The sequence below is a fragment of the Cellulophaga geojensis KL-A genome, assembly GCF_000568425.1.
Lineage (GTDB): Bacteria > Bacteroidota > Bacteroidia > Flavobacteriales > Flavobacteriaceae > Cellulophaga > Cellulophaga lytica.
Window position 1 is genome coordinate 1 of sequence record NZ_ARZX01000010.1, and the last position, 20,974, is coordinate 20,974.

Consider the following 20,974-nt stretch of genomic DNA (forward strand, 5'->3'; position numbering starts at 1 on the left):
AATCTGTATCGATTATTTAGGACTAGTCATAGTACTGGTTTATTCTTCAACCAGTACCCATTCACCTCTTGCTAATAAAGGCTCTGCTTGTTTAAACTTAACAACTTTAGATTCGCCATTCATTACATTTTTAATTGTAACTCTGTCATTTCTACCAATTTTTGGTCTTTCTCTAGTAATTGTTTCTGTTACTTGTGGTCTATTACCTTGTGTTTGACTTGCAGCTCTGTTTTGTGCAGCTAACTCATCACTGTTAGGTATTTCTTCTTTTGTAGTTTGTAAGTTTGCTTGTGGCCTTCTTACGGTTCTTGCTTCCTGTATGTCTGATGTGTCACCAGTTGGTAACTCTGCTTTAAACAAGAATGATACTACATCTTTATTTACTGTATCTACCATAGACTTAAAAAGTTCAAAAGCTTCAAACTTGTAAATTAATAGCGGATCTTTTTGTTCATGAACAGCTAATTGTACAGATTGTTTTAGCTCATCCATTTTACGTAAATGGGTTTTCCAAGCATCATCTACAATGGCAAGTGTAATGTTCTTTTCAAAATCGTTAACCAATTGTTTACCGTTACTTTCGTAAGCCTCTTTAAGGTTGGTAACTATTTTAAGTGCTTTAATACCGTCTGTAAAAGGAACCTCTATACGTTCAAAATTATTAGCAGCATCTTCATATACGTTCTTAATTACCGGAAATGCAGTAGCGGCGTTACGCTCCATTTTATTTTGGTAATGCTCGTATACTACTTTATAAGTTTTGCTAGCAATATCTTGAGTAGACATTTTTGCAAACTCATCTTCAGTAATAGGAGCTGTAACAGAGAAATACTTAATTAATTCAAACTCAAAGTTTTTATAATCGCTAGCAGCTTTATTACCTTCTGCAATAGACTCGCAGGTATCATAAATCATATTAGCAATATCTAATTTTAAACGCTCTCCTTGTAATGCATGACGTCTTCTTTTGTAAATTACCTCTCTTTGGGCATTCATAACATCATCATACTCTAATAAACGTTTACGTACTCCAAAGTTGTTTTCTTCAACTTTTTTCTGTGCACGTTCTATAGATTTTGTCATCATTGAGTGCTGAATAACTTCGCCTTCTTCTAAGCCCATTTTATCCATCATTTTAGCAACTCTATCCGAACCAAATAAACGCATAAGGTTATCTTCTAAAGAAACATAAAATTGAGAACTTCCTGGATCTCCTTGACGACCAGCTCTACCACGTAACTGCCTATCTACACGTCTAGAATCGTGACGCTCTGTACCAATAATTGCCAAACCACCAGCATTTTTAACGTCTGTAGATAATTTAATATCGGTACCACGACCTGCCATATTGGTTGCAATAGTTACAATACCAGCATTACCTGCTTGTGCAACTACATCTGCTTCTTTCTTATGTAACTTAGCGTTAAGTACATTGTGTGGTACTTTACGTATGGTTAACATTCTAGATAACAATTCTGATATTTCTACAGAAGTTGTACCAATAAGTACCGGTCTGCCAGAGTTAGATAGTTGTGTAACTTCCTCTATAATGGCATTGTATTTTTCTCTTTTTGTTTTATAAATTAAATCGTTTCTATCGTCACGAGCAATTGGTCTGTTAGTTGGTATTTCCATAACATCTAACTTGTAAATTTCCCAAAATTCACCAGCTTCTGTAATGGCTGTACCAGTCATACCAGCAAGCTTGTTGTACATTCTAAAGTAGTTTTGTAATGTAACTGTAGCAAATGTTTGCGTCATTGCTTCAATTTTTACATTCTCTTTAGCTTCTATAGATTGGTGTAGACCATCTGAGTAACGACGACCGTCCATAATACGACCAGTTTGCTCATCTACAATCATTACTTTATTATCCATTACTACATACTCTACATCTTTTTCAAAAAGAGTGTAAGCTTTAAGTAATTGGTTCATTGTATGTATACGCTCACTTTTAATAGAGAAGTCTTTAAATAACTCTTCTTTAAGTTCAGCTTCTTTTTCTATATCTAGATTTTGGTTTTCTATCTGTGCAATTTCATAACCAATATCTGGCATTACAAAGAAATTACTGTCTACATCTCCAGAGATGTGTTTAATTCCTTTGTCTGTTAGCTCTATCTGATTGTTTTTTTCATCAATTACAAATAACAACTCTTCATCTACCGTAGGCATTTCACGGTTGTTGTCTTGCATGTAAAAGTTTTCAGTTTTTTGTAATAATTGCTTAATACCTTCTTCACTTAAAAACTTAATAAGAGCTTTGTTTTTAGGTAATCCACGGTATACACGCAGTAATAAAAAACCGCCTTCTTTTGTGTCACCTTCTTTTATTAATTTTTTAGCTTCTGCTAAAACACCAGTTAAGTATTGTTTTTGTAATTGTACAATGTCTGCAACTTTTGGTTTTAACTCGTTAAACTCGTGTCTGTCTCCTTCGGGTACAGGACCAGAAATAATTAATGGTGTACGTGCATCATCAACCAACACAGAATCTACTTCATCTACAATAGCAAAATTATGCGGACGCTGTACTAGGTCTGTTGGTTTATGAGCCATATTATCACGCAAATAATCAAAACCAAATTCATTATTTGTACCATAGGTTATGTCTGCGTTGTATGCAGTTCTACGGGCATCAGAATTAGGTTGGTGATAATCTATACAATCTATAGTAAATCCGTGAAACTGAAATATTGGTGCCATCCACGCGCTATCTCTTTTTGCCAGATAATCGTTAACGGTTACAAGGTGTACACCATTACCAGTAAGTGCATTTAGGTATACTGGTAATGTAGCAACTAAGGTTTTACCCTCACCAGTTTGCATTTCTGCAATTTTACCTTGGTGTAGTGCAATACCACCAATTAGCTGTACATCATAATGTACCATATCCCAAGTTACTTGCTTACCTGCAGCATCCCAAGAATTTTGCCATACGGCTTTGTCACCTTCTAAGCTAACATAGTCTTTAATACCAGACAACTGCCTGTCATATTCTGTAGCAGTAACTGTAAGTGTAGTGTTATTTGTAAAACGTTTAGCAGTTTCTTTAACAACAGCAAAAGCTTCTGGTAAAAGATCTGAAAGTGATTTTTCTAACGTTTTATATACTTCTTCTTGTAAACGATCTATTTCTGAGTAAAGATCTTCGTTCTTATCTATATCTGTAGAAGACTCTACTTCAATTTTAAGAGCTTCTATTTGTTCATTTAACTCTTTTGTGTCTGCCTTTAATTTTTCTTTAAACTCTACTGTTTTTGCCCTTAGCTCATCTAGACTAATAGCTTCTAAACTTTGTTCAAAGGCTTTAATTTTATCAACTATTGGCTGTAATTGCTTAACGTCTTTTTTGGCTTTATCACCAACAAAGGCCTTTAGCACGGAATTAATGAAACTCATATGTATTATAATTTATAAAGTCTGTGGTTTACAAAGTAAACACATTCAACTATTTAGATTAATGTTCCGTAAAAAATGCGGAATGTAATTTGTTACGCAAAAGGTATTCCAGTTTTAAAAAAGCATAAAATAGCCAACTGCGTCTGCCAAAATTACATAAAAAAAAAGCCTCCAAGGAGACTTTTTTGTGTAATTCTTTATTTAATATTCATCCTCATTCCAGAGGTAATCTTCTTCTGTAGGATAGTCAGGCCATATCTCCTCAATAGACTCGTAGATTTCTCCACCTTCTTCTTCCATAGATTGTAAATTTTCTACAACTTCTAATGGTGCACCAGTTCTTATGGCGTAATCTATTAATTCATCTTTGGTCGCTGGCCAAGGCGCATCACTTAAATAAGATGCTAGTTCTAATGTCCAATACATGGTAATAGTTAATTTTAATTTTTTGCAAAAATAAATTTTTAAACAAGAAAAGCAAGTTTTTTTGTAGTTTTTTAATTTATTTTTTTAAAATTGTTGATATTCAATATGTTGATAACGTTAAAATAATGTAAATATTAGTCTTTCTTCTCAGGAATCCACTTTATTTCGTTTGCATCTAGGTCTTTGCTTAGTTTTCTAGAGAGTACAAATAAGTAGTCGGACAATCTATTGATAAATGACAAAACATTTGCTTCAAAAGGTTCGTTCTCGTTTAAATGAGATGCTAAACGTTCTGCTCTACGGCAAACAGTACGTGCAATATGACAGTATGACACGGTTGTGTGTCCGCCAGGTAAAATAAAATGTGTCATCTGTGGTAAAGATTCATTCATTTTATCCATTTCTTGCTCTAATAGTTCAATATCTGCGTTGCTAATTTTTTCAATATTTAGCCTTTCTTTTCCGTTTTTAAGTACCATTTTTTCTGGATCTGTAGCCAAAACAGCACCAACGGTAAATAATTTATCTTGTATTGTAGCTATAATATCTTTGTAGTGGTTATTAATTTTTTGGTCTCTTATAAGTCCCATCCAAGAGTTTAGTTCATCTACAGTACCGTAAGATTCTATACGTAAATGATGTTTGGGAACTCTAGTGCCGCCAAATAGGGCAGTAGTTCCTTTATCTCCTGTTTTTGTATATATTTTCATATGTTATTCTTCTTTGAATTTTGAGTCTATAGCTTTTTCTACTTTTAACACTAAAGTAATAATACTTGTAAGCAATAGCGCTATACTAATAACAACTGCAATTTCTTTTTTAGGTTGATATAGAATACTAAATAGAGATGATAATGCAAGTAAAAAACCAATTTTTATTAATTGTATTGATGAATATTTTTGCGCAAAATTCCACCTGTCTTGGTTTAACATAGCTTTGCTAGTTCTGTAACCATATAGGTTATTTATTTTTTTAGGAGGAAATTTAAACTGAAAAAGTCCAACGATTATAAATAAGCTGCCAGAGCCAAGAGGAATGTGAAATAATGGGTTGCTAAAATCCAAATTGCTTACTCTTTACGTTTGTAATTACTCATAAATTTACGAGATTTTCTTTCCTTGCTTTTCTTTTTATTTCTAAAATTAACCACAAGAAAAATAATTAATACAATTCCGCAAACAATAAAAGTAGTGTAGTCCATTTTCAATTTTTATAAATTTAAAAATACAGAATTATAATCTTATTTTAAAATGCTCTTTAGCTTGTTCTTTTCTAAAAAATACAGCAGCACCATAAAAAACATCTACTGTAACAGTTACTTTGTTTAGTAATTTTATTTGCTCCCAAACTTGCTCTGTTTGTTTGTTTTTATAAATATTATGTATAAAAACCATAGTATTATTATGGTAGTTAATGCTATTAAAAACAGCTAAATCTGGAGTGTTTAAATACCCAAAGTCTACATTAGTATTGGTATAATTTATGTTGTTTTTTACATGTTTTTTTAATTCTTTATTTGTTGTAAAAGCAGTTTTTACATTAAAATAAGAAATACTTTTTAGTATAACGTTAAAACCTTTATTACGGTGTAGCTTCTCTTTTTTATACAAACACTTAGTAACGTAATTGTATATAAAAGGTGAGTGTACACCGTGTTGGTTAGTTGCTTTTAATAAAAAGCGTAGATGCGCAAGTGTTTGAAACATAGTTAAGCAAAATTAACCTTCAACAATTGCAGAAAGCTCAAACCAGCGTTCTGTTTTTTTATCAATTTCATCTATAACAAGTTGTAGTTCTTTAGATAGCTTATCTATCTCATCACCACTAAGGCTAGCATCAGAAAATTTATTCTGTAGTGTAACCTTTTTTTCTTCTAACTTTTTTATTTTATTTTCTATGTTATTGTATTCTTTTTGCTCTTGAAAAGATAATTTATTTGTTTTGCCTTCTGTTTTCCAAGATTTTTTTTCTGTTTTAGCTTCTTTCTCTTTATTTTCTCTGCTTTCTAATACAGCACTGTCTTCATAAGACCTAAAATCTGAATAGTTTCCTGGGAAATCTTCAATAACAGCATTGCCTCTAAATACAAATAGGTGATCTACAATCTTATCCATAAAATACCTATCATGAGATACTACTAATAAACATCCTGGAAAATCCATTAAAAAACTTTCTAAAACATTTAAAGTAACAATGTCTAAGTCATTTGTAGGTTCATCTAGTATTAAAAAGTTAGGATTTTGTATTAATACAGTACATAAATATAACCTTTTGCGTTCACCACCACTTAGTTTTTCAACAAAGTCGTATTGTTTTTTTCTATCAAATAAAAAGCGTTCTAATAATTGCTGAGCAGATATTTGACGTCCTTTTTTAAGCGGAATATAATCTCCAAATTCTCTTATAACATCTATAACTTTTTGGCCTTCTTTTATTTTTATACCCTTTTGAGTATAATAACCAAATTTAATAGTTTCACCAACAATTACTTTTCCACTATCTGGTTGGTCTGTGCCTGTAATTATATTTAAAAAAGTAGATTTACCAGTACCATTTTTACCAATAATACCAATACGCTCACCTTTTAAAAAGTTATACTCAAACTTATCTAAAATAGGTTTGTTTGGGTAGGCTTTAGAGATTTTTACAAGCTCCATAACCTTACTACCCATACGCTCCATATTAATCTCTAGCTCTATTGTATGTTCTTTTCTACGTTGGTGAGCCTTAGCTTTAATGTCGTTAAAATCATCTATTCTAGATTTAGATTTGGTAGTACGTGCCTTAGGTTGTTTGCGCATCCAACCTAGTTCTTTTTTGTATAATAATTTAGATTTATGGTGTTCTACTGCTTCCTGTGTTAAACGGGCTTCTTTTTTTTCTAAATAGTAAGAGTAATTGCCTTTGTATGGGTATAGCGTATTGTTATCTAACTCAATAATTTCATTACATACACGCTCTAAAAAATACCTATCATGTGTAACCATAAATAAGGTAATATTTTCCTTAGCAAAATATTCCTCTAACCACTCAATCATTTCTAGATCTAAATGGTTGGTTGGTTCATCTAAAATTAATAAGTCTGGCCTGTTTATAAGCGCATCAGCCATTGCTAAACGCTTTTTTTGTCCGCCAGAAAGTAAACCAACTTTTAAAGAAACATCATCTAATTTAAGTTTAGATAATATTTGTTTGTATTGAGTTTCAAAATCCCAAGCTTCAAACCTATCCATAGCATCAAAAGCAAGCTGATATTTTTCTGCATCTTCTGGGTTTGCAAGTGCTTTTTCATAATTTGCTATAACTTTTAAAACTTCATTGTCTGATGCAAAAATGGTTTCTTCAATAGTTAGATCTGGATCCATATTAGGCTCTTGCTCTAAAAATGAAACACGAGTTCCTTTTCTGTAATTTACTTGTCCACTATCCGGAGAATCTAGTCCAGATAATATATTTAAAATAGAGGTTTTTCCGCTTCCGTTTTTAGCTATTAAAGCAATTTTTTGATATTTATTTACACCAAAAGAAATGTTTGAAAAGAGAGCGTGTTCTCCGTAAGATTTTGATATGTTTTCAACCGTAAGTAGGTTCATTTGTTTGTTTTAGTTATTTTGTTTTTTGCCATATAAATGCATATCTAATGGCAAGTGATAATAGTATTGGAATAAATGCTGGGTGAAATTTTTGAACACCTGTTAATTGTACAACTGGTACAACTAGTAATAATATAAGTGAAATTATGCTGTATATATGCAGTTTTGCTTTTTTATTTTGCTTGTTAAATAGCAAAAGTAACGCAACTAAATTTACAGGCATAGCCCAAAGCAAGTTAAAGTTGTTTGCGGTTGCAGTATGGTCTGTAGCAAACCACAATAAGGTTAAAATTAAACCTATTAAGCCAGTTACAAAAAATAAAAACGCATCTATCCATTTAGACCATAATTGATTTTTGTAATCTGTGTAAGTAATAAAAGCTACAAACGCTAAAAGTAAAAACGACCAGAACATAGGAGTTCCTAAAAAATTAATACTATTTACTTTTTTATGTTCTTTTAAAATGGTTCTGTTAGACAGTACTAACGGAGCGTTTTTTATAGTACTGTTGTTTAATTGAGACCATACATAGTCCGGTAAAAATGTATGTTGTAAAATAGTGGCTTGTTTATCTATTTTAGAGCCTAAAGCTAAATCTATACCAAAACTAGACCAAGTGTTTGTCTTTAATTTTTGATCTAATAACTCTCTAAATGTAAAGTTTTTTTCTAAATGATCTTCGTTAAAAGTAATGTCTTTGCCAATAGAAATGTTTAAAACTTCAATAATTTTAGTAGCGCAATTGTTGTATAAATAATCATACAAGTAATCTCTGTTTTCGGGCTTTACATTTTTTTCTAGGTAATTAAAAAGCTGTTGTTTTTGTTCGGTATTAAGGTTTAAAACTTGCTCTTTTACCCATCTTTTTTCATATTGATACTCATACAAAAATCTAGAAAAATCTTGCTTATTTACTTTAAAAAGCAATTTTCCTTTCACAAAATTTAAATAAAAGTTGGGAGCGTTAAAATCAAAAATACCGTAATTGTACACCTTATCAGTTCTTGTAACTGGGTCCCAAACCCTAATAGCGCTATGGCCAAAGGTAGAGTACAATTCATCTCCAGAGCCACATGTAAGTACACTAATTTGAGCATTGTTAGATATAGAACTGTTTTGTGAGTAAGCCAAGGATGCATTAGCTAATAACAGTATAAAAACGATAGCTTTAATGTAATTTTTCAAGTTCATTATTTTTTAGGAGTAACAAATATCGAACAAATTAGAAGAACTGCCGTATGCTTTTTAAAAAAGCAGCTTTTTAAATTGTTTTTTTTAAAGAAATGCTATTTTTACCAAAGCAACTAATATTACTGTATTTTTGAAGAATATAGCAATACACTAAACTTACTAAAAAAAATGAAAAAACAGATACCTAACTTAATTACGCTTTTAAATTTATTTTGTGGTTGTTTAGCGGTGCTTTTTGCTGTACACGGACTTTTTGAAATGGTTGCTTTATTTGTTTTCTTAGGTATATTTTTCGATTTTTTTGATGGTTTTGCTGCTCGTATGCTTAAAGTACAGAGCGAGCTTGGTTTACAGTTAGACTCATTAGCAGATATGGTAACAAGCGGAGTAGTGCCAGGTATAGTAATGTATAAATTATTATTAATGTCTACTACAGGCGGATGGAGCTCTGCAATGTTTGCAGGGGTAGAAAATAATTTTTATACCTCTGGGTTTCAAATTTCGTCTATAATTCCTTTTATAGGTTTTGTAATAACCTTAGCTTCTGGTTACAGGTTGGCTAAATTTAATATAGATGAAAACCAAACAGAATCTTTTATAGGATTACCAACACCAGCAAATGCTCTTTTAATAATTTCATTACCGTTAATATTAGCCTACCAAAATTTCCCTTTGTTAAGTGATGTAATATTAAACCAATGGTTTTTACTAGCAGTTACGGCTTTAAGCGCATATTTATTAAATGCTAATTTACCTTTGTTTGCTTTAAAATTTAAAACCTGGAATTTTAAGGATAATGCTATTCGCTACATTTTTTTAATACTATGCGTAGTATTACTAATAACGCTAAAATATTTAGCGGTACCAATTATAATAGTAACTTATATACTATTGTCTGTAGTAAGTAAATTAGGAACTAAATAAACTTAGTTTTAAAAATCTATTTTAGTTTTACGTAGCTCAAAGTTTTGGCCAAGGTAAACTTGCCTTACCATTTCATCGGCAGCTAGTTCTTCTGGTTCACCAGATTTTAAAATACCACCTTCAAACATTAAGTAAGACCTTTCTGTAATGGCAAGAGTTTCTTGTACGTTGTGGTCTGTAATTAAAATACCAATATTTTTGTTTTTTAATTGAGCTACAATACGCTGTATGTCTTCTACTGCAACCGGATCTACCCCAGCAAAAGGCTCATCTAATAATATAAATTTTGGATCTGTGGCTAAAGCGCGTGCAATTTCTGTACGCCTACGTTCACCACCAGAAAGTAAATCTCCTCTGTTTTTACGTATGTGTCCTAAACTAAACTCTTCAATAAGAGACTCCATTTTCATATGTTGCTCTTTTTTACTCAGTTTTGTAAGTTGTAGTACACTTAAAATATTTTTTTCAATGCTAAGCTTTCTAAAAACTGAAGCTTCTTGTGCCAAATAGCCAATTCCGTTTTGTGCTCTTTTGTACATAGGAAATTGTGTAATATTCATATCATTTAAATAAATATTACCACCATTAGGTTTTACGAGTCCAACAATCATATAAAAAGAAGTTGTTTTACCGGCACCATTTGGGCCCAACAAACCAACAATTTCTCCTTGGTTTACTTCCAAAGATATTCCCTTTACTACTTGTCGTCCTTTATAGGACTTCATTATATTGTCTGCTCTAAGCTTCATTTTTTCCATAGAATATCCAAATCTAAGTTATTCTTTTTGTAAACAGAGAAGATTTACCTTTTTTTTAACCTTCGTGGTTAGCTTCTATAGCCTCCCAATACTCGTGTGCACGCCTTAAATGCGGAATAACAATACTACCACCAACAAGGGTAGCAATACTAAGTGTTTCCATAATCTCATCTTTATTAGCACCTTCTCTGTGCGAACTTTCTAAATGGTATTTTACGCAATCATCGCAACGTAAAACCGCAGAAGCAACTAGTCCTAGTAGTTCTTTAGTTTTTACATCTAAGGCTCCTTTGCTGTATGCATTAGTATCAAGGTTAAAAATTCTATTAATAACCTTGTTTTTATCTGCTAATATTTTTTCGTTCATTTTAGAACGGTACTCGTTAAATTCTTTAACTGGATTTTGTGACATTCTTACCTAGTTTTTTAGCTTCATTTTTTAACACTCTTTTAGAAATATAAATACTAATTTGATATAGTATTAAAACGGGTATTGTTACTACAATTTGACTTGCAACATCTGGAGGAGTTATAACAGCAGCTACTATTAATACTACAACCAATGCTATTTTTCTATGCTTTTTAAGCACTTCTGGAGTAACTAAGCCTACTTTTGTTAAAAAGTATATTATTATAGGAAGCTCAAACATTATACCGCAAGCAATTACAGATGCTTTTACGGTAGATATAAAGGAGCTTAAATCAAATTCATTTAATACCTCTTTACTAACTTGGTATGTGCCTAAAAAGTTAATAGAGAAAGGAGTTACAATATAGTAACCAAAAAGCACACCAGAGAAAAATAAAAATGATGCGGCAAAAATAAAACCTTTAGAATTTTTACGTTCTTTTTCATACAAGCCTGGACTAATAAAACGCCACATTTCATATAAAATATAAGGAAAGCCAAGTATAAAACCAGCCCAAATAGAGGTCCATATATGAGCAGAAAACTGCCCTGCCATAGTTCTACTTTGTATGGTAAAAGGTAGGGTATCTGCACAAAAACTAGATTCCATTCCAAAATACGTAGCTATAGAACAAAAGAATTTATAGGTAGGGAAATCCATTTTTTTAGGTCCCAATAATACGGTATCAAAAATAAATTCTTTCATTGCAAATGCAACAATACCAATAATTACAACTGCTAGTGTAGATCTAATTAAGTGCCATCTAAGTTCTTCTAAATGGTCTAAAAAGGACATTTCGTCCGGGTTTTTTTTACTTTTTGCCATTATAAAATGCCTTCGTTTACTAAGTTATGTAAATGTAATAAACCAACGTATTTGGAATCTTTTACAGCAACCAATTGAGATATTTCTTGTTGTTGCATTAGTTCTAATGCATCAACTGCTAAAACATCTGTATTTACTGTCTTAGGATTTTTAGACATGATGTCTTTAGCGGTTAAGTTTCCAATATTATCATACGTATTAAGCATACGTCTAATATCTCCATCAGTAATAATACCAATAACTTTATCATTTTCTAAAACTGCTGTTGCGCCAAGCATTTTTTCAGAAATTTCTACAATAACCTCTTTAACAGGTGTATTTGTTTTAACTTCTGGTTTTTGGTTGTTATTTACAATGTCATTTACACGCAAGTACAGTTTTTTACCCAATGCACCACCTGGGTGGTACTTGGCAAAATCTTTACTTGTAAATCTTTTAAGTTCTAATAAAGAAACGGCAATTGCATCACCAATAACCAATTGTGCGGTTGTACTTGTGGTAGGTGCTAAATTATTAGGGCAAGCTTCTTTTTCTACATATGTATTTAATACATAGTTAGACTGTTGTGCTAAAAAAGAGTCTGTATTTCCTGTCATTCCTATTAATACGTTTCCACCTCTTTTAATTAATGGTACCAAAACTTTAATTTCTGGTGTGTTACCACTTTTAGAAATACAAATAACTACATCATCTTTTAAAACAGTACCAAGGTCGCCGTGTATGGCATCTGCAGCATGCATAAATATAGATGGTGTACCAGTAGAGTTTAAAGTAGCCACAATTTTTTGCGCTATAATGGCACTTTTACCTATACCAGATATTATTAATCTTCCTTTAGAGTTGTAAATAGTATTTACAGCATCTGTAAAATTGGTATCTAGTAGGTTAGATAAGTTTTTAATAGCATCAGCTTCATTAGAAATTGTACGCTTAGCAATATCTATAATTGTTTTGGAGTTGCTCAATGTAATCTTAAATTATGTGTTCTTTTAAAAAAGATGTATTATCTTTAAGAATACAAAATTACGTAAACTTATTTTTATGTGATACAGTAATTTGATTGAAATTAAATTTGCCTTAAATTTTGTACGGATTCCTAAAATTTGAGTATCTTGAATTTTATTTTATTTAAAACAGTAAACACAACCACTATACAATACTATGAGTAACTCTAACATTGATTTGCACGCTTCCTTAAAAAAACATTTTGGATTCACAAAATTTAAAGGATTACAAGAGAGTGTCATCAATAACTTGCTTAAGGGTAATAATACGTTTGTTATAATGCCAACTGGCGGAGGCAAATCGCTTTGCTATCAGTTACCAGCGTTAATGCAAGAAGGTACAGCTATTGTTGTTTCACCTCTAATAGCTTTGATGAAAAATCAGGTAGATGCCATACGTGGTATCTCTTCTGAACACGGAATTGCACACGTTTTAAATTCTTCTTTAACTAAAACTCAAGTAAAAGAGGTGAAAGAAGATATTGTAAACGGTGTAACTAAATTATTGTATGTAGCTCCTGAGTCTCTTATAAAAGAAGAGTATGTGGAGTTTTTAAGATCTGTAAAAATATCTTTTGTAGCGGTAGATGAAGCCCATTGTATATCTGAGTGGGGACATGATTTTAGACCAGAATATAGAAATTTAAAAACCATTGTTGGTAAGCTAGGAGACAATATACCTATGATAGGTTTAACGGCAACAGCTACACCAAAGGTGCAAGAAGATATTGTAAAAAATTTAGGGATTGCAGATGCTAAACTATTTAAAGCATCATTTAACAGGCCTAATTTATTTTATGAAGTACGACCAAAAACTCAGAATATAGAAGCAGATATAATACGTTTTGTAAAGCAAAACGTAGGTAAATCTGGAATTGTATACTGCTTAAGTCGTAAAAAAGTTGAGGAATTAGCACAGGTATTACAAGTTAATGGTATTAGTGCTGTGCCTTACCACGCTGGTTTTGATGCAAAAACAAGGTCTCGTTATCAAGATATGTTTTTAATGGAAGAGGTAGATGTTGTGGTTGCAACAATTGCCTTTGGTATGGGTATAGATAAGCCAGATGTGCGTTTTGTAATACATCATGATATACCTAAAAGTTTAGAAAGCTATTACCAAGAAACTGGTAGGGCAGGTAGAGATGGAGGAGAAGGACATTGTTTGGCTTTTTATTCTTATAAAGACATAGAAAAGCTAGAGAAATTTATGTCTGGGAAACCCGTTGCAGAACAAGAAATTGGAAATGCATTGCTGCAAGAAGTTGTTGCTTTTGCAGAAACATCTATGTCTCGTAGAAAATTTATTCTTCATTATTTTGGAGAGGAATTTGACGAGGTTAATGGAGAAGGAGCAGATATGGATGATAACACCCGTACTCCTAAAGAAAAAGTAGAAGCCAAAGAAAATGTAGTTAAGCTTATTAGTGTGGTACAAGGCACTAAAGAAAAATTTAAATCTAAGGAAATAGTAAATACCTTAATTGGTAAAAAAAATGCACTAATAACTTCGCATAAAACCAATGAAAAACCATTTTTTGGTATTGGTAAAGATAAAGATGCCGGTTATTGGATGGCTTTAATTCGCCAAACTTTAGTTGCTGGTTATTTACGTAAAGAAATAGAACAGTACGGAATTTTACGTGTTACACCAATGGGTGTTGATTATGCCAAGGAGCCAAAATCATTTTTAATGACAAAAGATCATGTGTATAGCCAAGCAAATGATGATGCTATTGTGAGTGCAGCAAAAAGTTCTGGTGGTGTAGCAGATAAAGAGCTTGCACAGTTGTTAAGGCAACTTAGAAAGTCTGAAGCTAAAAAGCACGGTGTACCTCCTTTTGTAGTTTTTCAAGATCCGTCTATAGATGACATGGCGCTTAAGTACCCAACCAGTATGGAAGATATGCTTAACATACATGGAGTAGGAGAAGGTAAAGCTAAAAAATACGGAAAACCATTTTTAGCACTTATAGCTAAGTATGTAGAGGATAATGATATTGTTAGACCAGATGATTTGGTGGTTAAAAGTACAGGAGCTAATTCTGCTTTAAAACTGTACATAATACAAAACGTAGATCGTAAATTACCATTAACAGATATTGCAGATGCTAAAGGTTTAGAGTTAGCAGAGTTGATAAAAGAAATGGAACAAATAGTATATAGTGGTACAAAGCTAAATATTACTTATTGGGTAGATGAAACTTTAGATGAAGACCAACAAGAAGAAATACACGATTACTTTTTAGAGGCAGAATCTGATAATATTGATGCTGCTGTAGAAGAGTTTGATGGTGACTATGAAGATGAAGAGCTACGTTTATATAGAATAAAATTTATTAGTGAAGTAGCAAACTAGTTTACAAATAAACTTAAAATAAAAAATCCCAATACATATGTATTGGGATTTTTTTGCTATCAATATATCTATTGTAGTTTAATATTGCATACCATCCATACTTCCTGTTGTAATGGCAGCTATTATAACTCCAAAGTATAGTATTATAAATACAAGATATAGGGCCGCTATAACTAATCCTATGATAGATAAAATCTTCGCGGTTTTTACATTTTCAATTCCTGTGTATTGGCCTGGATTTTGCTCATAAAGTAATCTTGCTTTTTTACCTTTAGATAAACTAATAAAACAAAAAATAGCTCCAAGAGGTCCGCAACATGCAACAGTTGCAATTAAGCCAATTATTCCCATTGTCATAGCGCTACTAGCACCAGGTAATTCTTCTTTCATAATTTATTGGTTATTGTCCAGCTTCCATTTGGTCCATAACGTCTTGCCATTGATTCATACCTTCTTCGAGGCCACCAGTTGCAATAACATAAACCCATCTAACTATCATTAATACGTTTAAAATAACAGCTATTAATGCTACAATTTTACCTGTTTTAATTTGGCTTGCATTGTCATATCCGTCAGGGTTTTCAGCATAAATTTTTTCGGCTTTAGTTGCCATAAAGTAAGCAATAGCAGAAGGTATAATACCTAGACCAGCTAAACAACAACAAAGGTAGCCTAGTACGCCTAATACTATAATCATTGTGCCATTTGGTAATTTTTCTTGTTCCATAATTTTAAAAGTAATTGGTTAAATAAATTTGTATATATAATTAGTCATTATTAATGCTACATTAATAATTGCTAAAGCGGTTATAATTTTACCAGCGTTTTTTATTTTGTAAAAATAGTTTACTGCTACAAACGCAAATAAAAATAGTAGTGAATAAATTGCTGGGTACATTTGAAAAGCACCACTAAAGTCTCCTTGTAATATTAATGCTATAGATCTTTGTATACCACAACCAGGACAGTCTACACCTAAAAGCTTCTTGTTCATACAAGGGAGCATATAGTCATTAATGTTAAATTCTAGTCTAGGTAATGGCATTTAGGTTTGTAATCTATTTTTGAACTGGAAAAATACTACTATTTTTGTGGAAAGAAAATAAACGTCTTATTATTTTTTAAAATTAAGAGGTAAAAGATGTAAGAATTAGGTATGAAGAATTTTAGCATTGGTGATAAAGTAGAGGTTTTAGATGATACTATTTCAGGTACTGTTACTGCCGTAGTTGGTGATAATATTACCATTGAAACTGATTTGGGTTTTGAAATATCTTATTTAGCTAAAGAGCTAATTAAAATTGCAAATGCAGATACAATAAGAGTATCTAATTATGAAGTGGCTAAAATTAAACAAGAAAAAGAGCAGCCAAAACGTAAAAATAAACCAGCAATAAAACCAAAAGAGCGAAATATTCCTAAAATGGAAGTAGATTTACACATTAATCAGCTTGTAAAGTCTAGCAAAGGAATGGGTAATTTTGATATGCTTAATTTACAGTTAGAAACAGCTAAACGTCAATTAAACTTTGCTATTCAAAAAAGAATACAAAAAGTTGTTTTTATACACGGAGTGGGTGAGGGAGTGCTTAAGGAAGAGTTGCAATACCTATTTAATAAATATGATAATTTAAAGTTTTATGACGCAGATTATCAAAAATACGGACTAGGAGCTACTGAAGTTTATATTTTTCAGAATTAAAATTATTGAGGAACTGTTGTTGTTATTACAGCAAAATCTTCAATATTTAAATCTGTTATACGTGTATCATCACTATTGTTTAGTGTAATATCTTTAAGTTTAATGGTATGTATAAAGGTGCCTTCTGTTTCTCCAGCAACTGTGTTTATAGTAATAGTTCCTTTTTCTGCGTTAATTTCTTCTAAAACTGTAGGTGTTGCAGGTGGTGGAGAATCACAAAAATAACTACTAGATACGGTGCCAGAAAATGTACGGTATGTTAGTTGAGAAGATTCTGGTATTGCACTTGTTATTTCAGCTTCAGAAACTTCATTTTTTAATAAACCAGAGGCTAATGTTAAAATCAAAGTTTCGTTATCATTTATCTTAAAAAATAATTCAGTATCAACACTAAGTGTACCACAGTTTTGAGCTGTTACAGTGCTAAAATCTAAAGTTTCTATCTGCAAGTCTCCATCACTACATGAAAGTAATGCAAAAAGAGCACTAAAAAGGAAATATTTCTTCATACTCCAAATGTAAAAGTTTTTCTTTTGATTAGATGTAGATTTTAACGTTTTTTAGAATTATTTAATTTTAAATCCCCTATTTTTGGGGGATTATAATTTTTGATAAATTCTGATGCAAAAAGTTTATTTAGATAGCGCAGCTACAACACAGGTAAGAGAAGAAGTTATTGCAAAAATGCAAGACGCTTTAGGAGAATGTTACGGGAACCCATCTTCTACACATAGTTTTGGTAGAACAGCTAAAACTGCAATAGAAAAAACACGCAAAACAATTGCGAAATACTTAAACGCACACCCAGCAGAAATTATTTTTACATCTGGTGGTACAGAGGCAGATAATATGATTTTGCGTGGAGCAGTAAGAGATTTAGATGTGCGTACTATTATTACTTCTAAAATAGAGCACCATGCTGTTTTACATACAGTAGAGGAATTAGAAAAAGAATACGGTATTGCATTGCATTACGTAAATTTAGATGCTAGCGGTAATCCAGATTTAATACATTTAAAAGAGTTATTGGCAAAAGATGATACTAAAAAAATAGTGAGTCTTATGCACGTTAATAATGAAATAGGCAACAAGTTAGATATTGATGCAGTTTGTACATTGTGTAAAGAGTATAATGCTTTATTTCATTCAGACACTGTACAGTCTGTTGGTCATTATGCTTGGGATGTACAACAAACTCCAGTAGATTTTTTAACTGCTGCTGCTCATAAATTTCACGGTCCAAAAGGTATTGGTTTTGCTTATATAAAAAAGGATAAAGGTATTAAGCCACTAATATTTGGAGGCTCTCAGGAACGTGGTTTTAGAGCGGGTACAGAACCATACCATAATATAGTTGGTTTGGAAGAGGCCTTTGTAATGTCTTATAATAATTTAGATGAAGAAAAGGCTTATGTTACAGAGCTTAAACAATACTTTATTGATAAAATAAAAACAGAAATTCCTGAGGTTAAATTTAACGGGTTGTCTGGTGATATAGATAAAAGTACATACACTTTGGTAAACGTAAATTTACCTGTAGACGAGAAAAAAGGTTTAATGCTTTTATTTCATTTAGATTTAAAAGGTATTGGGTGTTCTAAAGGTAGTGCTTGCCAATCTGGAAGCAGCTTAGGGTCTCACGTATTAACAGAGGTGTTGTCTAATGAAGATTTACAAAAACCGTCGGTACGCTTTTCTTTCTCTAAATACAATACCAAGCAAGAGTTAGATTATACTATACAAGTATTAAAAGAGTTTGTAGAGAGTTAATTTTTCTTATTCTTTTTAACTCTTTCTTTATCATAAGGAAATTTACGAGTAGCTTTCTTCATCATACCATCTATAAGGTCTATGGTGTTTTTGCCAGTCTTCTTGTTAATTTCCTTTTCGTATTTCCATAATAGTTTGCCAGAGTCTCCATCACTAACTTTTATGCCAATACGCCCATAATTTGCATTTCCATCAAAATAATCAAAGAAATTAAAAGATGTAGATACTCCGTTAGATAAAAGTACATTTAAATCTATATTGCCACTAATAATACCATCTACATTTAGTAGCTTGGCTAGTTCTTTAGTGGTGTGTATGTCTATATTTTTAAATGTAATATTGTTTTTAGCTAGTAAGGCATTAGTGTTTTTTATATTCTGAAATTCTACAGCGTACTTCTTCTTTTTTTTACCTCTTAAAAAATAAGTCTCTAGTGCATTTTGTACAGCGTAGCCTTCTTTTTCTTCTAACTCTTTTAGTTTTTCTTTTGTAATGTTATCTTTTAGCTCCAAATTGGCTAAAAACGGAATAATTGCCAGTACTTTATGGTCTTTGCTAATGGCATCAAAATGTTTGTTCTCGTATATATTTTTTTGCGCTTGTACTCCACAAAAAGATAGTAATATTATAAAAAGTAATGTTTTTTTCATTTTTTGTATTCTCTGTAATTACACTGCCGTATTAAAGTTTATGACACTTTATTTTTGCAAAAGTATATGAAATTACTAAACTTATAAGCTTTTAATCTTTTAAACTATTGTTATTTTAGGTGTGTATTTTATTAAATTAATTGTTTTAAGTTAACCTTTTACTTTTGCAGTGTTATTTTCTATAAAAAGTAGTTTCATATGTAGTACTGTTGCCTACATTATCTGTAACAATAACTTTTAAATTGCATTCTTTTTTATTAAGAATTTTATCATCAAAATTATAAGTTATTGTATTTGTTTTGTATTCATAACTCATTAAAACCCACTCTCCGTTTATATAGGCATTATAAGTGTCAATACCACTTAAATCATCAACAATTTTAAGGCTTAAATATTTGTAATTGTTTAGCCATTGTTTTGCTTTAAAGTTTTTAGGCGTAATAACAGGTGCAATAGTATCTTTAGCAAGGGTGTATGTGCCTAAATTTTTTGTTCTTGTAGTAAAGGTATTTCCTCTTTTATATGTAGTTGCGTGTATAGGTAAGTTTTTGCTATTCAGTCTAGCAATAAATAATTGTTTTTTCTCAGTATCAGAGTATTTACTAACATCAAAGGTTATTGTAAAATTGCGGTGTGCAGGTACTTCGTTATTATGAATTTTTACGGTATCCTTCCCTTTTTTTAAATCGATATAGAAATCGTTATAAAAAGTATTAGCAGGAAAATATACTTTTGCCCCTTCTAAATTGTAATTGTTTGGTTTTTTTGCTATTAAGTAATTATCTGTAGTAGCAACTTTTTTGGGTGATTTTAGCTCTTGTACTTTGCCTTCAATAGGAATAATTATTTTTGTAGTGTTGTTTTCCCAGTCTTTTAATAGCAACTCTACATTGTAGGTAAGTCCATTGTTTACAACAATTTTTCCATCGTTATGTAAATCAGAATAAATACTAAGTTTATTACTAGGGTCTTTAAAACACTTTACAATGCGCTGGCTATATTTACCGTAGTGTTGGTAGTCTATTAATGTGTTAATATATCTTGTTTCTGCAAACGAAAAAGAATCAAACTTAAATTTAGAGTATGTTTTACCATTTACCAACTGTTCTATAGCGTAAATACCATTTTTGTTTGCAGCCATATCTTGCCTGTCATAACCATTAAAGCCAATTCCTATAGTACCAGAGGCATAAACTTTATCTGCCAAATAAGATCCGTCTGCTTGCCTCTTAAATTTAATTTGAGTTTTATTTGCGCTACGGTTAATTTGTGCATCATTACTTAGTGGATAAGCGTATAAGTTTAAAATTGTTGGGTCTGTTGCGTCTCTAATATCGTAACCATATAAAAGCGGATTTGTAGGTTTGCTGGTAGTATTGCTTCTAATTTCAAAATGTAAATGCGGACCAGAAGAACCACCTGTATTGCCAGAGTAAGCTATAACTTCTCCCTTTTTAACTTTAAGCTCTCCAAAATCAGGAAAAGTCTCTACTTGATATGATTGCTTCTTATATTGTATTTTTTTGATGTACTCTTCAATTTTAGGAGAAAATTTTTGCAAATGCGCATACACAGAGGTGTAACCGCTAGGGTGAGTTATGTAAAGAGCTTTACCATATCCCCAGTGCGATATTTTAATACGCGTAACAGAAGCATCATCAATAGCATAAACAGCTAATCCTTCCCTTTGTTGGGTTTTTATATCTATACCAGAATGAAAATGGTTAGAGCGTAACTCGCCAAAATTACCAGCCAAAATTAAAGGGATATCTAATGGTGACTGAAATTTATTTTGAGGATATTTCTCTTGTCCGTATACAGAAGTAAGTAAAAATAATGCAGCTATAAATGCGTAAATTCTCATAAGTATTTTTAAAGTTGATACGAAAATAACCAATCCCGTTTAATTGAAAAAAACTAATATGCTTTAAAAATTCCAAAACACCTTATTACAGAGGG

Annotated in this window: 22 protein-coding genes; 4 read left to right on the forward strand and 18 right to left on the reverse strand. The window is 31.5% G+C overall.

Annotation, left to right across the window (positions count from 1 at the left end; translation table 11 throughout):
• Positions 1-39: 39 nt before the first annotated feature.
• From secA to KLA_RS08935, 8 genes are all read right to left on the reverse strand, one after another.
• On the reverse strand, positions 40-3,402 hold the full coding sequence (gene secA, locus KLA_RS08905) for a preprotein translocase subunit SecA (RefSeq protein ID WP_034645204.1): 3,363 nt from the start codon (positions 3,400-3,402) through the stop codon (positions 40-42).
• A 201-nt stretch (positions 3,403-3,603) separates the two neighbouring features.
• Entirely contained in the window at positions 3,604-3,828 is a 225-nt protein-coding gene (locus tag KLA_RS08910) for a DUF2795 domain-containing protein (RefSeq protein ID WP_013551418.1), read from the reverse strand.
• 134 nt (positions 3,829-3,962) lie between these two features.
• Positions 3,963-4,538 carry a cob(I)yrinic acid a,c-diamide adenosyltransferase gene (locus KLA_RS08915; protein ID WP_034645205.1) on the reverse strand — a complete coding sequence of 192 codons (576 nt, stop codon included), beginning with the start codon at positions 4,536-4,538 and terminating at the stop codon, positions 3,963-3,965.
• 3 nt (positions 4,539-4,541) lie between these two features.
• Positions 4,542-4,892 (reverse strand): SdpI family protein, encoded by a 351-nt coding sequence (locus KLA_RS08920; RefSeq protein ID WP_034645207.1) that lies wholly within the window; start codon positions 4,890-4,892, stop codon positions 4,542-4,544.
• A 5-nt stretch (positions 4,893-4,897) separates the two neighbouring features.
• Positions 4,898-5,029, reverse strand: coding sequence for a hypothetical protein (locus KLA_RS18485; RefSeq protein ID WP_013619623.1), 132 nt, complete (start codon positions 5,027-5,029; stop codon positions 4,898-4,900).
• 31 nt (positions 5,030-5,060) lie between these two features.
• On the reverse strand, positions 5,061-5,534 hold the full coding sequence (locus KLA_RS08925; protein WP_034645209.1) for a hypothetical protein: 474 nt from the start codon (positions 5,532-5,534) through the stop codon (positions 5,061-5,063).
• Positions 5,535-5,546: 12 nt separating this feature from the next.
• On the reverse strand, positions 5,547-7,421 hold the full coding sequence (locus tag KLA_RS08930; RefSeq protein WP_034645211.1) for an ABC-F family ATP-binding cassette domain-containing protein: 1,875 nt from the start codon (positions 7,419-7,421) through the stop codon (positions 5,547-5,549).
• 13 nt (positions 7,422-7,434) lie between these two features.
• Positions 7,435-8,613 (reverse strand): DUF4105 domain-containing protein, encoded by a 1,179-nt coding sequence (locus tag KLA_RS08935; protein WP_051456074.1) that lies wholly within the window; start codon positions 8,611-8,613, stop codon positions 7,435-7,437.
• A 168-nt stretch (positions 8,614-8,781) separates the two neighbouring features.
• Between KLA_RS08935 and KLA_RS08940 the strand changes: the two genes are divergently transcribed.
• Positions 8,782-9,537 (forward strand): CDP-alcohol phosphatidyltransferase family protein, encoded by a 756-nt coding sequence (locus KLA_RS08940; protein ID WP_034645212.1) that lies wholly within the window; start codon positions 8,782-8,784, stop codon positions 9,535-9,537.
• An 8-nt stretch (positions 9,538-9,545) separates the two neighbouring features.
• Here KLA_RS08940 and lptB read toward each other — a convergent pair whose 3' ends face one another.
• From lptB to KLA_RS08960, 4 genes are all read right to left on the reverse strand, one after another.
• Complete coding sequence (lptB, locus tag KLA_RS08945; RefSeq protein ID WP_034645320.1) at positions 9,546-10,286, reverse strand: LPS export ABC transporter ATP-binding protein; 741 nt, start codon at positions 10,284-10,286, stop codon at positions 9,546-9,548.
• Positions 10,287-10,350: 64 nt separating this feature from the next.
• Positions 10,351-10,707, reverse strand: coding sequence for a carboxymuconolactone decarboxylase family protein (locus KLA_RS08950; RefSeq protein WP_013619617.1), 357 nt, complete (start codon positions 10,705-10,707; stop codon positions 10,351-10,353).
• Complete coding sequence (tatC, locus tag KLA_RS08955; RefSeq protein WP_034645214.1) at positions 10,688-11,530, reverse strand: twin-arginine translocase subunit TatC; 843 nt, start codon at positions 11,528-11,530, stop codon at positions 10,688-10,690. The genes KLA_RS08950 and tatC overlap by 20 nt, the downstream gene beginning before the upstream one ends.
• Complete coding sequence (locus KLA_RS08960) at positions 11,530-12,495, reverse strand: SIS domain-containing protein (RefSeq protein ID WP_013619615.1); 966 nt, start codon at positions 12,493-12,495, stop codon at positions 11,530-11,532. Before KLA_RS08960 ends, tatC begins: the two co-directional genes overlap by 1 nt.
• Before the next feature lie 196 nt (positions 12,496-12,691).
• Here KLA_RS08960 and recQ point away from each other — a divergent pair, with 196 nt between their 5' ends.
• Positions 12,692-14,893 (forward strand): DNA helicase RecQ, encoded by a 2,202-nt coding sequence (recQ, locus tag KLA_RS08965; RefSeq protein ID WP_013619614.1) that lies wholly within the window; start codon positions 12,692-12,694, stop codon positions 14,891-14,893.
• 78 nt (positions 14,894-14,971) lie between these two features.
• Here recQ and KLA_RS08970 read toward each other — a convergent pair whose 3' ends face one another.
• From KLA_RS08970 to KLA_RS08980, 3 genes are read right to left on the reverse strand one after another with little or no spacing between them, the layout of a single operon-like run.
• Positions 14,972-15,283 carry a CCC motif membrane protein gene (locus KLA_RS08970; RefSeq protein WP_013619613.1) on the reverse strand — a complete coding sequence of 104 codons (312 nt, stop codon included), beginning with the start codon at positions 15,281-15,283 and terminating at the stop codon, positions 14,972-14,974.
• Positions 15,284-15,293: 10 nt separating this feature from the next.
• A complete protein-coding gene (locus KLA_RS08975; RefSeq protein ID WP_034645215.1) occupies positions 15,294-15,620 on the reverse strand; it encodes a CCC motif membrane protein in 327 nt (108 codons plus the stop codon).
• 18 nt (positions 15,621-15,638) lie between these two features.
• Entirely contained in the window at positions 15,639-15,887 is a 249-nt protein-coding gene (locus tag KLA_RS08980; protein ID WP_232228769.1) for a DUF2752 domain-containing protein, read from the reverse strand.
• A 162-nt stretch (positions 15,888-16,049) separates the two neighbouring features.
• On the opposite strand from KLA_RS08980, the gene KLA_RS08985 reads away from it, so the two are divergent.
• Positions 16,050-16,595: a Smr/MutS family protein gene (locus KLA_RS08985; protein WP_013619610.1), complete on the forward strand. Its 546-nt coding sequence runs from the start codon at positions 16,050-16,052 to the stop codon at positions 16,593-16,595.
• A 2-nt stretch (positions 16,596-16,597) separates the two neighbouring features.
• On the opposite strand, the gene KLA_RS08990 is transcribed toward KLA_RS08985, so the two are convergent.
• On the reverse strand, positions 16,598-17,104 hold the full coding sequence (locus KLA_RS08990; RefSeq protein WP_013619609.1) for a hypothetical protein: 507 nt from the start codon (positions 17,102-17,104) through the stop codon (positions 16,598-16,600).
• 112 nt (positions 17,105-17,216) lie between these two features.
• Here KLA_RS08990 and KLA_RS08995 point away from each other — a divergent pair, with 112 nt between their 5' ends.
• Positions 17,217-18,365: a cysteine desulfurase family protein gene (locus KLA_RS08995; RefSeq protein ID WP_034645217.1), complete on the forward strand. Its 1,149-nt coding sequence runs from the start codon at positions 17,217-17,219 to the stop codon at positions 18,363-18,365.
• Here the strand turns inward: KLA_RS08995 and KLA_RS09000 are convergent.
• Positions 18,362-19,015: a hypothetical protein gene (locus KLA_RS09000; protein WP_013619607.1), complete on the reverse strand. Its 654-nt coding sequence runs from the start codon at positions 19,013-19,015 to the stop codon at positions 18,362-18,364. The two genes, KLA_RS08995 and KLA_RS09000, sit on opposite strands and share 4 nt — an antisense overlap.
• Positions 19,016-19,187: 172 nt before the next feature.
• Complete coding sequence (locus KLA_RS09005) at positions 19,188-20,879, reverse strand: M23 family metallopeptidase (protein WP_013619606.1); 1,692 nt, start codon at positions 20,877-20,879, stop codon at positions 19,188-19,190.
• Between the last annotated feature and the right edge of the window lie 95 nt (positions 20,880-20,974).